Source organism: Streptomyces sp. NPDC050619, assembly GCF_040654815.1.
In the GTDB taxonomy this organism is placed as follows: Bacteria; Actinomycetota; Actinomycetes; order Streptomycetales; family Streptomycetaceae; genus Streptomyces.
The window spans coordinates 119,434-134,075 of record NZ_JBFAIR010000013.1; the positions used below are offsets into that span (position 1 = coordinate 119,434).

The window sequence follows — 14,642 nt, forward strand, 5'->3', positions numbered from 1 at the left end:
GTCACGGTTGATGAGGACGCCATCAACACCGCGCCCGCCTCAGCCACTACCGCCGCCGAGGCCACCGACCCCCGTAACTGCGGCTGCAGATCGTAGGCACCCCGGAAAACGCTGCGCCCTGGTTTGCGCCGGATCTCCCGGCTGCCAACAAGAACGGGCTCTTCTGCGTTCGCAGTGAGTTCGGAGTGCGTTCGCAGTGAGTTCAACAGCGGCCCGCCACGCACGGTCATCGACCACGGCACCATGGTCTCGTGCGTGGCGGGCCGTATCTCGCAGTCGGGCTACTTGGTGATCAGCCCGCGAACTCGTCCTCGGAGCGGGCGTCGTGGGCCTTGCGCAAGGACAGGACCTCGTCCACGTGCTCCGCGGCCCAGGTGCTGATCGGCTCCACGACGGGCCGCAGGGAGTGGCCCAGCGGGGTCAGTTCGTACTCCACGCGGGGCGGGACCTCGGCGAAGACCGTCCGGGTGAGCAGGCCGTCGCGTTCCATCCCCCGCAGTGTGTAGGTGAGGACCTTGGGCGTCACGTGATGAAGCACCCCCCGCAGTTCACTGAACCGCATGGGGCCGTCGCCCAGGTTCAGCACGATCAGCACCGACCACTTGTCACCGATGCGGTCGAGCACCAGCCGGGACGGGCAGCAGATCTCGGATTCGTCGGCAGCTTCTTTCACCATATCCGAAGGGTACTCCAGTATCTTTGAAGTAACCAGTATCCCATTGATACCTTCCCGTGAAGGCGCGTGCACGGCACACGCGATGACGACAAGGAGGTCATGGGATGCGCATCTTGCTGTTCGGAGCCACCGGGATGATCGGCAGCCGGATCGCTGCCGAGGCGGGCAAGCGGGGCCACGAGGTGACCGGTGCCACGCGCAGCGGCAAGGACGGCACCCTCGCGGCGGACGCGAGCGACGCCGACACCGTCGCACGCCTGGCGGCCGGCCACGACGCGGTGGTCCTGGCGGTGGCACCGCCACGAGACGGCACCGAGGCCCCCGAGTCACTGCTGGAGGTGGGCCGCGGCGTACTGCACGGCATACGCAGGGCCGGGGTGCGTCGCCTGGTGGTGGTGGGCGGCGCGGGCATCCTGGAGGTCTCCCCCGGTGTACGGGTCGTCGACACCCCCGGGTTCCCCGAGGACTTCCTGCCGCGGACCCTCGCCCAGGTGGCGCTGTTCGACCTTGTCCGGGAGAACTCCGACGGCCTGGAATGGACCTACCTCTCCCCGCCCGCGATGATCACGCCGGGCGAGCGCACGGGCGCGTACCGGACAGGCGATCACCAACTGCTCAGCGACGGCGAGGGCAACAGCCACATCAGCACCGAGGACTACGCCGTCGCTCTCGTCGACGAGTTGCAGCGGGGCGAGCTCAGCCGCCGCCTCGTCCACGTCGCGTACTGACCGGCTCACACAAACGGAAAAGTTGGCACGCCACCGGCACGTGTGGTGTGGGTTGCCAACCAAATATCAGACAAATATCAGAGGAGCACCACATGACGAACAACGACAGCACCGCCGACGCGGTCGGCGTAGTCGAGGCGTACATGCAAGCGCTGCAGATCAAGGACACTGACACGATCTTGCAGCTCTACGCCGACGAGGCCGAGATCATCCCCGAGAACTTGCCCAGCCTGCGCGGCCGCGACGCCGTTGACTCCTTCTACGCCAGCACCTTCGCCGCCATCGGGATGGAGGTCAACGTGGAGGTGGTCTCGACCGAGGTCTACGACGAGATCGCGATCGTCCGATCCGAGCAGCCCGTCACGGTGACTGCCGTGGCCGACGGCACTCGCACCCAGGCCTACTTCCGCGAGCTGTTCGTGCTGCGTCACACCCCGGACGGGTGGCGCATCCACAAGTACATGTTCTCCCAGAGCCCAGGGCAGGCCTAGAAGCCGGCGGTCACCGACCACGGTCGCGAAAGGCACACAAGCCCGAGGATCTGGGCCGACTGTGGCTCGAGCGCGCCGAGGCCGGGGACATCGACGGCGTGCTCGCGCCGTACGAGCCCATCGGGGCCCTGTACTTCCATGGTCCGGCCAGCACCGGCTACAGCGGACTGCGCAAAGAGCCTACGAGGCGATGCTGGCCGGCACCCCGAAGATGCCCTCACATCCCAACGGCACGCCGCGTCGTCGGCGACCTGGCACTGACCTCCACCGTGCTGCCCCTGGAGAACCCGGTACTGCCGGGTGCAATCACCTCCGAAGTCGCGCGCCGCCAGCCCGACAGCACCTGGCTGTGGGTCTCGACCTAATCGACGGTGCTATGGCCCGCCTGGGGCAAGGAACGGGTCCTGCCCGATCCTAAGATCACCACGCCGGAGCGTCACCGGCGCAAGGCGGCACATGGCGCACGCAGTCCCGCCGTGCCGGACCGTGTCGCGCACGTCCGGCACGGCGGACTTCGACGCGATCGAGGCGACGATCTCGCCGTAGCGGACCGGGCGACCCGGGCGGGGTCACCGCCGTGCTATTGGCGTCCAGTGAGAAGCAGGGCGACGTGGTGAGCGTGTGCCAAGCGCCGCTGTAGTACCAGAGCCTGAAGTCGGTTGCCTGGAGGCTTCGTTGGACTCCAGGCAACCCACCACGGATGCCACTCTCCGTCATCAACTCGATACCTGCGCTGCTGTCCGAGCTACAAAGGATCCGTCCGCCCAGCGGTGGCCGACGCACGACCCACCGCGAAGTACCGTCGGTGACGGCGTCATGGCCTGACCTCCGCGGCGTCGATCAGTCAGCAGTATGGCGCTTCGCGGTCACGTTCCCTCGTCCGGTCTCCCTGCCGGCCGCGAGGTCCCGGCCGATGATCTCCTTCATGATCTCGGTGGTCCCGCCGTAGACGGTCTGGATGCGGGAGTCGAGGAAGGCTCGCGCGACGGGGTACTCCTTCATGTAGCCGTAGCCTCCATGGAGTTGGAGGCAGCGGTCCACGGTTTTCGTCTGGAGCTCGGTGGCCCACCACTTCGCCTTGGCCGCGTCGACGGCGGTGAGGGTGCCCTCGTTCAACGCCTCGATGGCACGGTCCAGGTAGACGCGGGTGATGTCGGCCTGGGTCGTCAGCTCAGCCAGCAGGAAGCGGCTGTGCTGGAAGTCCGCGACCGGGCGGCCGAAGGCGGTGCGCTCGGTGCAGTAGTCCAGCGTCTGCTCCAGCACGGTCTCGGTGACGCACTGGGCCGAAACCGCGATGGCCATCCGCTCACGCGGCAGCCGCTCCATCAGGTGCATGAAGCCGCGGCCCTCCGTGCCCAGGAGGTTGGCCGCCGGTACGCGGACGGAGTCGAAGAACAGCTCGGCGGTGTCCTGCGCGTGCAGACCGATCTTGTCCAGCTTGCGGCCCCGGGTGAAGCCCGGCATGCCTCGTTCGACGACGAACAGGCTCATGCCGCGCGCTCCGGCGGCGGGATCGGTGCGCGCCAGCACGATGACCAGATCGGACAGGATGCCGCTGGTGATGAAGGTCTTGGCGCCGTCGAGCACCCACTCGTCGCCGTCCCGGACGGCGGAAGTCCGGATGCCCTGGAGGTCGCTGCCCGCGCCGGGCTCAGTCATGGCGATGGCCGTGATCGTCTCGCCGGCACAGATGCCGGGAAGCCAGCGCCGTTTCTGTTCCTCGGTGCCGAGATCCAGGAGGTACGGCAGCACGATGTCGTCCTGGACACTGAACCCCGAGCCCAGGGACGCCGCGCCCACCACGGCGAACTCCTCCATCATCACGGTGCGGTAGCGGAAGTCGTCCTGTCCCCCGCCGCCGTATTCCTCGGGCACGGCGAGCCCCAGCAGCCCCTGCTTTCCCGCAGCCGTCCACACCGCCCGGTCGATGAGGTGATCGGCGTCCCAGCGCTCCTGATGCGGGACGACCTCTCGTACGACGAACTCCCGCACGACGTCACGGAAGTCCTCGTGGTCCTGGTCGTAAAGAGTGCGCTCCACTGTCCTGCTCTCCTCAGATGTTCGCTCGGTTCAGGGCCTCGGCGACGGTGGCCAGACAGGCCGCCTTCTCCTCATAGGTGACGCCGTGGGGGATGACGGACAAGGTGGTGACACCGCTTGCGGCGAAGGCGGCGAGCCGGTCGGCGATCCGGTCCACCGGTCCGAGCAGACTGGTCTCGTCGATCAGCCCGAACGGCACCTCGCCGGCGGCGGCTTCGGTCTCGCCCGAGAGATAGAGGTCCTGCACGGTCCGCGCTTCCTTCTCGTAACCGAGCGCACGGGCCTGGGCGTTGTAGAAGTTCTTCTCCCTGCTGCCCATACCGCCGACGTAGAGCGCCGTGTAGGCGCGGATCCGGTCGGCGCAGGCGTCGAGGTCGTCCCCGACCGACACCGGCACGCTCGCCACGACGTCGAAGCCGGCCAGCCCCCGCTCACCGCGTCCTTCGCGGAGCTGGGCGAGGTTCTCGCCCGCGTGGGACGGCGCATGGAAGAGGGCGAGCCAGCCGTCCGCGATCTCGCCGGCCAGGCGGATGTTGCGCGGTCCGACGGCCGCCAGGTAGACGGGGATCTCCTCCCGCACGGGGTGGATGATCAGGCGCAGCGGTTTGCCGGCGCTGCCGCCCGGGCCCGGCAGGGGCAGCGGATAGTGCTCGCCCTCGTGACGGACGAGTTCGCGTCGTACGACGGCCCGTACGACGTCGATGTACTCGCGGGTGCGGGCCAGCGGCTTGCCGAATTCGACGCCGTGCCAGCCCGCCGACACCTGCGGCCCGGAGACTCCCAGGCCCAGATGAAAGCGGCCGTCCGACAGGGAGTCCAGGGTCGCGGCCGTCATGCCGGTCATCGCCGGGGTGCGGGCCGGGATCTGCATCACCGCCGAACCGAGTCCGATCCGCGTGGTCCGGCCGGCGAGCCAGGACAACACGGTTACGGCATCGGAGCCGTAGGCCTCGGCGGCCCAGACGACGTCATAGCCGAGGCGCTCGGCCTCCAGGGCGAGTGCCAGTGGTTCGGCACCTCCGTCTCGGCCCCAGTGGCCCATGCTCAGGCCCAGTCTCATCGGTTCTCTCCTGTGTGAGGGTGCTGGACGACGACCGTCGCGGCGAGCAGCCGGTCGGTCTCCGGAGCGTCGACTCCCCAGTCGGCGAGGGCGGTCCGGGTGTCCTGGCCCACCACCGGCGGGGGTCCCTGGATTGCGCCCGGGGTGCGGTCGAAGCGGGGCGCGGGCGCGGGCTGTCGTACGCCGGCCGTCTCGGTGAAGACCGAGCGTGCCGCGTTGTGCGGGTGGAGGTGCGCTTCCCAAGGGCTGAGCACGGGGGCCACACAGGCATCGGTCGGTTCGAACAGGGCGGTCCACTCGTCGCGGGTGCGCTCCTTGAACGCGGCGGCCAGGCGCTGCCGCAGTTCGGGCCAGCGTTCGCGGTCGTACTGTGCGGGCAGGTCCGGATCGTCCGACAGGCCGAGACCGGTGAGGAGTTGGGCGTAGAACCGCTCCTCGATCGGTCCGACGGCCATGTGTCCGCCGTCGGCGGTCTCGTACGTCGTGTAGAACGGCGCTCCCCCGTCGAGCAGGTTCTCTCCCCGGCCCCCCTGCCAGTCGCCCGTCGCCCGCAGGCCGTGGAGGGCGGTGGTCAGCAGGGCGGCGCCGTCGACCATGGCCGCGTCGACGACCTGTCCCAGGCCTGAGCGCTCCCGTTCGTACAGTGCGGCCAGGATCCCGAGCGCCAGGAGCATGCCGCCGCCGCCGAAGTCCCCGACCAGGTTGACGGGCGGCACCGGGGGCCGGTCGGGCGGACCGATCAGACCGAGGGCGCCGGAGACAGCGAGGTAGGTGATGTCGTGCCCGGCGCGCGGCGCGAGCGGACCGATCTGCCCCCAGCCGGTCATCCGCCCGTACACCAGAGCGGGGTTGACGGCCCGGCAGTCCTCGGGACCGATGCCCAGGCGCTCGGCGACGCCGGGCCGGAAGCCCTCCACCAGGACGTCGGCCCGGGCGGCGAGGTACCTGACGAGCGCGGCGCCGTCGGGGTGCTTCAGGTCGACGGCGAGGGAGCGGCGCCCCCGGGCGAGCGGGTCCTTGGAGCCGCGCGTGTCCGGGTCGACGTCCGAGGCGCGGTCGACGCGGAGCACCTCCGCGCCGAGGTCGGCCAGGACAGTGCAGGCGAAGGGACCCGGGGCCATGCTGGCGATTTCCAGCACGCGCAGGCCTGCCAGCGGGCCACGTCCGGCGGCGTTCGGGGCTGTGGTTCCTTCGCGGTTCACGTGTACGTGCCGCCGATCTCGATGGTCATCTCGCCGTCCCGGTACAGCCGCCGGACGGCACGCTTGTCGTACTTGCCGACGCTGGTCTTCGGGATGGCGTCGAGGAACGTCCAGCGCTCGGGGATCCACCAGTGCGCGACCCGTCCTTCGAGGAAGTCCCGCAGCTCGGCCGGCGACACGGCGGCACCCTCGGCGAGCGCAACGCAGGCCAGAGGCCGCTCGTCCCACTTGGCATCGGGTACGCCGACCACCGTGGCTTCGACGACGGCCGGGTGTTCGGCGATGGCGTTCTCCAGCTCGACGGTGGAGATCCACTCACCGCCGCTCTTGATGCCGTCCTTGAGACGGTCGCGTACGACGATCCAGCCGCCGGGCCCGACAGTGCCCAGGTCACCGGTGCGCAGCCAGCCGTCGTCGAACTTCTCGGCGGTGTTCTCGGTGTGCAGGTAGCTTCCGGTCACCCAGGGCCCGCGCAGCTGGAGTTCGCCGACCGACTCTCCGTCCCAGGGCTGTTCGTTGCCGTCCATGCCCATGACGCGGACCTCGACCAGGGGCATCACCCGGCCGCTCTTGACCAGCCAGTCGACCTCCTCCTCCGGCGCCGTGCCGCACGGCGGCGCCGACCAGCTGGCCAGCGGGCTGGTCTCGGTCATGCCCCAGCCCTGGGCGAGCTGGATGCCGTAGCGCTCCTTGAACTCGGCGACGAGGGCCCGCGAGGGGCTGGAGCCGCCGCAGCCGGCGAGCCGGACGCAGGAGAGGTTCAGCGGGTGCTGTCGGCCGTGGTGCAGCAGACCGTTCCAGAGGACGGGGACGGCGGCGACTGCGGTGGGCCGCTCCTCGTCGATGATGCGGGCGAGGTCGGGGACGGTGAGATGCCGTCCGTTCATGATGATGTCGGCGCCGGCCAGCCAGCCGGCGTAGGGCCAGCCCCAGGCGTTGGCGTGGAACATCGGCACGATCGGCAGGATCCGGTCGCGGTCGGACATGGCCGCGGCGTTACCGCTGGAGATGCCCAGGGTGTGGAGCAGGATCGAGCGGTGGCTGTACGCCACGCCCTTCGGGTCGCCGGTGGTGCCGGTGGTGTAGCACAGGGCGGCGGCGGAGCGTTCGTCGACATCGGGCCAGGCGAAGCCGGGCTCCTCGGCGTCGAGCAGCGCGTCCCAGGCGTGGACCTGGATGTGGTCGGGCAGGTCGGGCGTCGCGCCCTCGCCGACCACGACGACGTGGCGCACGGTGGGGAGCTGGTCGCGCACCTGGCCGAGCAGGCCCAGCAGCGTCGAGTCGACGACGATGACCCGGTCCTCGGCGTGCTCGATGATGTAGCCGAGCTGGTCGGAGTGGAGCCGCAGGTTCAGGGTGTGCAGGACGGCGCCCATGGACGGCACCGCGAGGTAGGCGGCCATGTGCTCCAGCGTGTTCCAGCACAGGGTCGCGACCCGGTCGCCGCGCTCGACGCCCAGCCGGGTCAGGGCCGCGGCCAGCCGCTCCGCCCGCTCGGCGGTCTCGGCGAAGGTCCAGGACCCGCCGCCGTCCTGGGCACAGCGCACCACACGGCTGAGTGCGTGCACCCGCTGTCCGTGCCGGAGCAGATCGCCGACCTGCAGGTCCCGGTCCATCATGGTGCTCTTCATCGGTTCGACTCCTTTGTCGCGACGGCTCTGAGTGCTCGGCGGGCGATCGACCAACGGTGGGTCTCGGACGGGCCGTCGTAGATGCGGAAGGGCCGTACCTCGCGCAAATAGGCCGACAGGGGCATGTCCGCCGAGATACCGAGAGCGCCGCACACCTGTACGGCGCGGTCGACGATCCGGCCGACGGCCTCGGCGGTGAAGGTCTTGGCGACGGAGGACTCGTGCTTCCCGGAGCGGCCCTGATCGAGGACCCAGGCGGCCTCGCGGACGAGGGCCCGTGAGGCGGTGAGATCGATCTCGTTGTCCGCCAACTGCTGCTGCACCATGCCGAGTTCACCGAGCCGACTGCCGAACGCGGTGCGCTCGGCCGCGTAGCCGAGGGCCAGCTCGTGGGCCCGGCGGGCCAGGCCCAGCCAGCGCATGCAGTGGGTGAGCCGGGCCGGGGCCAGACGCACCTGGGCGTAGGCGAAGCCCTTGCCGACTTCGCCGAGGACGGCGTCGTCCCCGACTTCGCAGCCGTCCAGTTCGATCTCGCAGTGCCCGCCGGTGAAGCCCTGGTCGAGGCTCGGTATGTGCCGGAGGAGACGGAAACCAGGGGTGTCGGTGGGTACGAGGAACATGGTCGCCGCCGGATCGGAGTCCGTGCCGGTGCGCGCCATGACGATGGCGAAGTCGGCTCCGTCGGCGCCGGTGATGAACCGCTTGCGGCCGTCCAGCACCCAACCCCGGTCCGTCCGGCGAGCGGCTGTGGCCAGCTGGGACGGATCCGATCCCGCACCGGGTGCGGGTTCGGTCATCGCGAAGCAGGACCGCACGTCCCCGGCGGCCAGCGGCTTCAGGAAGCGGTCGCGCTGTACGGCGTCGGCGATCTTCTCCAGCATCAGCATGTTGCCCTCGTCGGGCGCCGCGCAGTGCAGGGCCAGCGGGCCCAGAAGGCTGCGGCCGGCCTCCTCCAGGACCACGGACTGTCCGCGCAGGTCGAGGCCGAGGCCGCCGAGGTCCTCCGGGACGGTCGGGGCGAAGATCCCCGCCTCGCGGGCGGCCCGCTGAAGCGTGCGTCGCAGGGCGTCGTCCGGCGCGCCCGGCCCGCGGAGCAGCTCCGCTTCGGCGGGGAGCACGGTCGTCCGGACGAACTCCGCGGTGCGGTCTCGCAGTTCGACGAGTTCGGGCTCAAGGGTGAAATCGATCGCCATGGGGTCCTCGCGGCTCTTGGAGTGGCGATTACTTAACGTTCGTTCGAACGCTATGAGCGGATTACGGCATAGGTCAAGCTCTCGACAGGAGAAAGCGCCCGTTCCGAGACGGAAACCTTGACGTCGCCGACTGGTCGACTCTAGCGTTTCTAACGAGCGTTAAATAGAGCTCTAGCAACCGAAGGAGTCGGGCATCATGCCGACAGCCGAAACGGACGCACCGACGCCGGTGGTCACGCTGGAGCGACGCGGCGCCGTCGCTCTGATCACGCTCAACCGACCCCGAGCCCTCAACTCCGTGAACGCGGACCTCTCAGCAGCCCTGGGTACGGCCCTGGAGGAATTCGACGCCGACACGGACCTGCGGGTCGCGGTGGTGACCGGCGCAGGGCGGGCCTTCTGTGCGGGCATGGACCTCAAGGAAGCGGCGGCGGGGCGCTCCGTGAACGATCCGCTGCATCCCGAATGGGGCTTCGCGGGCATCGTCCGGCACCCGGTCGGCAAACCGCTTGTCGCCGCCGTCAACGGACCCGCGCTGGGCGGCGGCGCCGAGATCGTCCTGGCCTGCGACCTGGTGGTGGCCGACGAGAACGCAACGTTCGGAATGCCCGAGGTGCATCACGGGCTGTTCCCGGCCGCGGGCGGGGTGCTGCGGCTTCAGCACCGGGTGCCGCGCAACATCGCCCGGGAGATCGCACTCACCGGAACCACCGTGGACGCCGCCACGGCCGCGCGGTGGGGCCTGTTCAACCAGATCGCGCCGGCGGGCAAGTCGGTCGACGCCGCTCTGGAGCTCGCCGAGCGGGTGGCGTCCGCAGCGCCCCTGTCCGTGCACGCGGTGAAACGACTCATGTCCTGGAGCGAAGGCCAGAGCGAGGCCGAGGCCTGGATCGAGAACGACCGCGCTTTCCAGAAGGTCCTGGCCGGCGACGACGCGAAGGAAGGTCCACGCGCCTTCGCCGAGAAGCGCGCACCCCGATGGGCCGGGCGCTGACCTTCGGCCCCGCCGCACCCACCAGTCAGCCCGTAGCAGTAAGGATCTCTGATGCCTGACATCAACGACGCCGTCATCGTTGACGTGGTTCGTACCGCGTCCGGCAAGGGAAAGCCGGGCGGCGCCCTGTCCGGCCACCACCCCGTCGACCTCCTGGCCACCGTGCTCGCCGCCCTCGTCGAACGCAACGGTCTCGACCCCGCCCTGGTCGACGACGTGATCGGCGGCTGCGTCTCCCAGTCCGGCGAGCAGGCCCTCAACATCACCCGCACCGCGCTGCTGGCGGCCGGCTTCCCCGAGTCGGTGCCCGCGACGACCGTCGACCGGCAGTGCGGTTCCAGCCAGCAGGCCGGGCACTTCGCGGCTCAGGGTGTGATCGCTGGGGCGTACGACATCGTGATCGCGTGCGGCGTGGAGTCGATGAGCCGGGTACCGATGGGCTCCAGCTCGGCGGGTGCCGACACCTCCGGCAAGGGGCTGCTTCGCCGCTACCCGGAGGGACTGATATCCCAGGGCCTCTCCGCCGAACTCCTCGCCGTCCGCTGGAAGCTGGAGCGCGAGGAGCTCGACGCCTTCGCGGCCCGCTCCCATCAGCGTGCCTGGTCGGCGACGGAGACCGGCGGTTTCGACAAGGAGATCGTCCCCGTCGACGGCCACACCGCTGACGAGACGGTCCGGGCGACGACCACCGCGGAGGGCCTGGCCGGCCTCAAGCCCGCCTTCACCGGGGTCCCCGGAGCCGAGCGCTTCCCCGAGATCGACTGGCGCATCACGCCCGGCAACTCCTCCCCGCTCACCGACGGCGCCTCCGCCGCTCTCATCATGAGCGCCGCCACCGCCGAACGCCTCGGTCTGCGCCCCCGTGCCCGCTACCACTCCTTCGCGGTCTCCGGCTCCGACCCACTGCTGATGCTCGACGGGGTCATCCCGGCCACCCACAAGATCCTCGAACGCTCCGGCCTGTCGATCGACGTCATCGACGCCTACGAGGTCAACGAGGCCTTCGCGCCCGTGCCCCTGCTGTGGCAGCGCGAGTTCGACGCCGACCCCGAGCGCCTCAACCCGCGCGGGGGCGCCATCGCGCTCGGCCATCCACTCGGCGCCTCCGGCACCCGTCTGCTCTCCACCCTGGTCAACCACCTGGAAGCCACAGGCGGCCGCTACGGCCTGCAGACCATGTGCGAGGGCGGCGGTATGGCCAACGCCACCATCATCGAACGCCTCTGACGACCTTTCACACCCCACGCAGCATGGGAGCAACCATCATGAACATCGCAGGCAGCGTCGCCCTCATCACCGGCGGGGCCTCTGGCCTCGGTCTGGCCACCGCCCGGCGGCTGCTCGACGCCGGGGCGTCGGTGGTCCTGGCCGACCTTCCCTCCTCCGACGGCAAGGCGGTCGCCGCCGAGTTCGGCGACGAGCGGGCCGTCTTCGCGCCCACCGACGTCACCAGCGAGGCCGACGTGAGTGCCGCCATCGAGGCCGCCGCCGGGCTCGGCGCCCTGAGGATCGCGGTCAACTGCGCCGGTATCGGCACCGCCGCCCGCACCTTGGGCAAGAGCGGCCCCTTCCCGCTGCCCGACTTCGCCCGCACGATCCAGGTCAACCTGATCGGCACCTTCAACGTGATCCGGCTGGCCGCCGAGAGGATGGCGGCGCAGGAGCCGGCCGAGGGCGGCGAGGAACGCGGAGTGATCGTCAACACCGCTTCCGTGGCCGCGTACGACGGTCAGATCGGTCAGGCCGCGTACTCCGCCTCGAAGGGGGGCGTGGTCGGCCTCACCCTGCCCGTAGCCCGGGACCTGGCGGGCCACCGCATCCGCGTGATGACCATCGCCCCGGGACTGTTCGAGACGCCGATGCTCGCAGGGCTGCCCGAGGACGCCAAGGCATCGCTCGGCGCCCAGGTCCCCCACCCCAGCCGCCTCGGCCACCCCTCCGAGTACGCCGCGCTGGTCCAGCACATCGCCGAGAACCCGATGCTGAACGGCGAGGTCATCCGGCTGGACGGAGCGATTCGCATGGCTCCTCGATGACACAGCCACACCCAGCGCGTATATTCACATATGAATAGTCGTTTAGGAGGCTGTCCGGGCGCGCGGACGAGGCCCGGCAGCCTGCGGACCCCCACGCAGGGAACATGCACATGGACAGCTTCACGGAGCACACCTCCTTCTACATCGACGGCGGCCTGCAGCAGCCGCTCGGCTCGGAGACCTACACCGTCATCGGCGCGTCCACCGAGGAACCGATCGGGCGCGTCCCCGTCGCCGGCGGCAAGGACATCGACGCCGCGGCGACCGCGGCCCGCCGCGCACTGGACTCCCCCGGCGCCCCCTGGCCCACGGCGAGCCCCGCCGAGCGCGCTGACGCGATGGAGCGGTTCGCCGACGCCATCCAGGCGCGCGCCGACCAGTTCGGCCGACTGGTCTCCCGCGAGAACGGCATGCCGATCGCCATGTCCCCGCGGGCCAACGCCCACAGCACGGCGGCGATCCTCAGGTACTACGCGGGCCTCGCCCGCACCTTCGAGTGGGAGGAACGGCGCCCCTCCTTCACCGGCACCACCACGCTGGTCCGACGGGAACCGGTCGGGGTCGTGGGGGCGATCGTGCCGTGGAACTACCCGCAGACGCTCGCGATCATGAAGGTCGCGCCCGCGCTCGCGGCGGGCTGCGCGATCGTCCTCAAGCCCGCGCTGGAGACCTCGCTGGACGCGTACCTCCTGGCCGAGGCCGCCGCCGAGGCGGGCCTGCCGCCTGGCGTACTGAACATCGTGCCCGGCGCCCTCGAAGCAGGTGAGTCCCTCGTCGCCCACCCCGGCGTCGACAAAATCGGCTTCACCGGTTCCACTCCGGCCGGCCGGTCGATCGCCGAGGTCTGCGGGCGACTGCTGCGCCCGGTCACCCTGGAACTGGGCGGCAAGTCGGCGGCGATCGTCCTCGACGACGCCGATCTCGACGCCACCATCAAGGGGCTCCCCGGCATCTCGTTCTTCAACAACGGCCAGACCTGCTACGGCAGCACCCGGCTTCTCGCACCCGCGAGCCGCTATGCCGAGATCCTCGACGCCGTCTCCGCCATGGCCTCCGGCCTGCGGGTCGGTGACCCCCTCGACCCGGCCACCGCCGTGGGGCCAGTGGTCTCCGCCGCCCAGCGTGAGCGCATCGAAGGTTACATCGCGTCCGGCCACTCCGAGGGCGCCCGGCTCACGGCCGGCGGCGGACGCCCGGCCGGCCTCGACCGCGGGTGGTACGTCGAGCCGACGGTCTTCGCCGACGTGCGGCCCGACATGACCATCTTCCGCGAGGAGATCTTCGGTCCCGTTCTCGTCGTCACCCCCTACAGCTCGGACGACGAGGCGGTCGCTCTCGCCAACGACTCCGAGTACGGGCTCGGCGGCACGGTCTGGACCACCGATGAGGAGCGCGGCACGGCCATCGCCCGCCGGGTGCGCACCGGCAGCATCGGCGTCAACGGCTACCGCCTGGACTTCAACTCCCCCTTCGGCGGCCGCCGCGCCAGCGGCCTGGGGCGCGAGCTGGGCCCCGAAGGCCTGAACGCGTACCTGGAGTTGCAGTCGGTGTACCTGCCGGCCTGATGCGTCACGCACGGACGGCGCCAAGGAGTCCCCCATGCTCCTGAGCGCCGTCCTCGTGTCCGTCGCACGCCCAAGGAACCGTCGAAAACCCGGGCGTTCAGGCCGCAGCCGGTCAGCCCTGCTGGCGGCTCGGGATCACCCAGTACCCCTTGTGCACGTCGCGGACTTCCTCGCGCACCGGCAGCTTCGGGTCGACATACGCCCTTATCCACTCGACGGGGGCGTCGTTCTCATCGAGCAGTGTCAACACGCACACGGACACCGGCGTGTCGAGGTACAGACCCAGGTGGCGGGAGACGATCGGCGGCGCGGTACCGGCGTGCAGCCGTCTGCGGATCGTGGTGACGTCGACACCCTCCGCGGTCAGGATCGACATCATGGGCTTGGTCTTGAGGTCTTCGAGGCTGTGGCGCTCGCCCAGTTCGGGCAACTGCGCATTATGCGAGACGACGTGCGGAAGACCCCGGTAGATCCGCAGCCGGACGCACTGCCACAGCTTGCTGCCCGGCGGCAGCCCGAACACCCGGCAGGCCTCGGCGGGGGCGACATCCACGCCGACCTTCAGCAGCTCATACCCGTACTCCGAGGACTCCTCCTCCGGGTAGAAGACCGGCAGGTCATCCTGGTCGCCAGGGCTCGGGGGTATGTAGACGGCCCGCGGACGCTTGCCGCGACCGCGCTCGACCAAGCCTTCCTCGCCCAGACGCTCGAGCGGGGTCCGGGCCGTCACCACACTGACCTTGAAGCGCTCGGCCAGCTCACGCTCGCCGGGAAAGTCCGTGCGGCCCACCCACAGCCCGTCGAGGATCTCCGCACGTAGCTGCCGGTAGATCTGCTGCTGCATCGGGACGTCCGGGTTGAGGACGTCCCCGTCGTCCGCCGCGGGACTCGCGATCCCGTCACCACCGGACTCGTTCGACATGTACACGGCCTCTCCTGACCAAACTGCGTGAGCGTCTCCAGGCCATTATGACCGACCCTCACTTGACTTTCCACCTTTCCCATATGAATATGTGATTACGAGCT

Annotated in this window: 13 protein-coding genes; 6 read left to right on the forward strand and 7 right to left on the reverse strand. The window is 70.0% G+C overall.

Annotated features, from left to right (window positions below):
- Nucleotides 1-292: 292 nt before the first annotated feature.
- Nucleotides 293-676, reverse strand: coding sequence for a helix-turn-helix domain-containing protein (locus tag AB0I77_RS22240; RefSeq protein WP_363284388.1), 384 nt, complete (start codon nucleotides 674-676; stop codon nucleotides 293-295).
- A gap of 104 nt (nucleotides 677-780) precedes the next feature.
- On the opposite strand from AB0I77_RS22240, the gene AB0I77_RS22245 reads away from it, so the two are divergent.
- On the forward strand, nucleotides 781-1,404 hold the full coding sequence (locus AB0I77_RS22245) for an NAD(P)H-binding protein (RefSeq protein WP_363284389.1): 624 nt from the start codon (nucleotides 781-783) through the stop codon (nucleotides 1,402-1,404).
- Between the two features lie 92 nt (nucleotides 1,405-1,496).
- Nucleotides 1,497-1,895: a nuclear transport factor 2 family protein gene (locus AB0I77_RS22250; protein WP_363284390.1), complete on the forward strand. Its 399-nt coding sequence runs from the start codon at nucleotides 1,497-1,499 to the stop codon at nucleotides 1,893-1,895.
- 840 nt (nucleotides 1,896-2,735) lie between these two features.
- Here the strand turns inward: AB0I77_RS22250 and AB0I77_RS22255 are convergent.
- From AB0I77_RS22255 to AB0I77_RS22275, 5 genes are all read right to left on the reverse strand, one after another.
- The gene (locus tag AB0I77_RS22255) at nucleotides 2,736-3,935 is read right to left on the reverse strand and encodes an acyl-CoA dehydrogenase family protein (RefSeq protein ID WP_363284391.1); all 1,200 of its coding nucleotides are present in this window, start codon (nucleotides 3,933-3,935) and stop codon (nucleotides 2,736-2,738) included.
- Between the two features lie 13 nt (nucleotides 3,936-3,948).
- Complete coding sequence (locus AB0I77_RS22260) at nucleotides 3,949-4,995, reverse strand: LLM class F420-dependent oxidoreductase (protein ID WP_363284392.1); 1,047 nt, start codon at nucleotides 4,993-4,995, stop codon at nucleotides 3,949-3,951.
- Entirely contained in the window at nucleotides 4,992-6,116 is a 1,125-nt protein-coding gene (locus AB0I77_RS22265) for a CaiB/BaiF CoA-transferase family protein (protein WP_363284393.1), read from the reverse strand. The genes AB0I77_RS22260 and AB0I77_RS22265 overlap by 4 nt, the downstream gene beginning before the upstream one ends.
- A gap of 77 nt (nucleotides 6,117-6,193) precedes the next feature.
- The gene (locus AB0I77_RS22270) at nucleotides 6,194-7,828 is read right to left on the reverse strand and encodes a long-chain fatty acid--CoA ligase (RefSeq protein ID WP_363284394.1); all 1,635 of its coding nucleotides are present in this window, start codon (nucleotides 7,826-7,828) and stop codon (nucleotides 6,194-6,196) included.
- Nucleotides 7,825-9,021 (reverse strand): acyl-CoA dehydrogenase family protein, encoded by a 1,197-nt coding sequence (locus AB0I77_RS22275; RefSeq protein WP_363284395.1) that lies wholly within the window; start codon nucleotides 9,019-9,021, stop codon nucleotides 7,825-7,827. Before AB0I77_RS22275 ends, AB0I77_RS22270 begins: the two co-directional genes overlap by 4 nt.
- A gap of 196 nt (nucleotides 9,022-9,217) precedes the next feature.
- On the opposite strand from AB0I77_RS22275, the gene AB0I77_RS22280 reads away from it, so the two are divergent.
- From AB0I77_RS22280 to AB0I77_RS22295, 4 genes are all read left to right on the forward strand, one after another.
- Nucleotides 9,218-10,015, forward strand: coding sequence for a crotonase/enoyl-CoA hydratase family protein (locus AB0I77_RS22280; RefSeq protein WP_363284396.1), 798 nt, complete (start codon nucleotides 9,218-9,220; stop codon nucleotides 10,013-10,015).
- Between the two features lie 60 nt (nucleotides 10,016-10,075).
- Entirely contained in the window at nucleotides 10,076-11,242 is a 1,167-nt protein-coding gene (locus AB0I77_RS22285; RefSeq protein ID WP_363284531.1) for a thiolase family protein, read from the forward strand.
- A 38-nt stretch (nucleotides 11,243-11,280) separates the two neighbouring features.
- The gene (locus AB0I77_RS22290) at nucleotides 11,281-12,051 is read left to right on the forward strand and encodes a 3-hydroxyacyl-CoA dehydrogenase (RefSeq protein ID WP_363284532.1); all 771 of its coding nucleotides are present in this window, start codon (nucleotides 11,281-11,283) and stop codon (nucleotides 12,049-12,051) included.
- 110 nt (nucleotides 12,052-12,161) lie between these two features.
- On the forward strand, nucleotides 12,162-13,616 hold the full coding sequence (locus tag AB0I77_RS22295; protein ID WP_363284397.1) for an aldehyde dehydrogenase: 1,455 nt from the start codon (nucleotides 12,162-12,164) through the stop codon (nucleotides 13,614-13,616).
- Between the two features lie 112 nt (nucleotides 13,617-13,728).
- Here AB0I77_RS22295 and AB0I77_RS22300 read toward each other — a convergent pair whose 3' ends face one another.
- Entirely contained in the window at nucleotides 13,729-14,538 is an 810-nt protein-coding gene (locus AB0I77_RS22300) for a GntR family transcriptional regulator (protein WP_363284398.1), read from the reverse strand.
- Nucleotides 14,539-14,642: the final 104 nt, after the last annotated feature.

Bases quoted from the DNA above. Each gene is read 5' to 3' on its own strand.
- AB0I77_RS22245 (WP_363284389.1), top strand. From the start codon at position 781: ATGCGCATCTTGCTGTTCGGAGCCACCGGGATGATCGGCAGCCGGATC.
- AB0I77_RS22280 (WP_363284396.1), top strand. From the start codon at position 9,218: ATGCCGACAGCCGAAACGGACGCACCGACGCCGGTGGTCACGCTGGAG.
- AB0I77_RS22270 (WP_363284394.1), bottom strand. From the start codon at position 7,828: ATGAAGAGCACCATGATGGACCGGGACCTGCAGGTCGGCGATCTGCTC.
- AB0I77_RS22290 (WP_363284532.1), top strand. From the start codon at position 11,281: ATGAACATCGCAGGCAGCGTCGCCCTCATCACCGGCGGGGCCTCTGGC.
- AB0I77_RS22295 (WP_363284397.1), top strand. From the start codon at position 12,162: ATGGACAGCTTCACGGAGCACACCTCCTTCTACATCGACGGCGGCCTG.
- AB0I77_RS22250 (WP_363284390.1), top strand. From the start codon at position 1,497: ATGACGAACAACGACAGCACCGCCGACGCGGTCGGCGTAGTCGAGGCG.
- AB0I77_RS22300 (WP_363284398.1), bottom strand. From the start codon at position 14,538: ATGTCGAACGAGTCCGGTGGTGACGGGATCGCGAGTCCCGCGGCGGAC.
- AB0I77_RS22275 (WP_363284395.1), bottom strand. From the start codon at position 9,021: ATGGCGATCGATTTCACCCTTGAGCCCGAACTCGTCGAACTGCGAGAC.
- AB0I77_RS22265 (WP_363284393.1), bottom strand. From the start codon at position 6,116: ATGGCCCCGGGTCCCTTCGCCTGCACTGTCCTGGCCGACCTCGGCGCG.
- AB0I77_RS22260 (WP_363284392.1), bottom strand. From the start codon at position 4,995: ATGAGACTGGGCCTGAGCATGGGCCACTGGGGCCGAGACGGAGGTGCC.
- AB0I77_RS22240 (WP_363284388.1), bottom strand. From the start codon at position 676: ATGGTGAAAGAAGCTGCCGACGAATCCGAGATCTGCTGCCCGTCCCGG.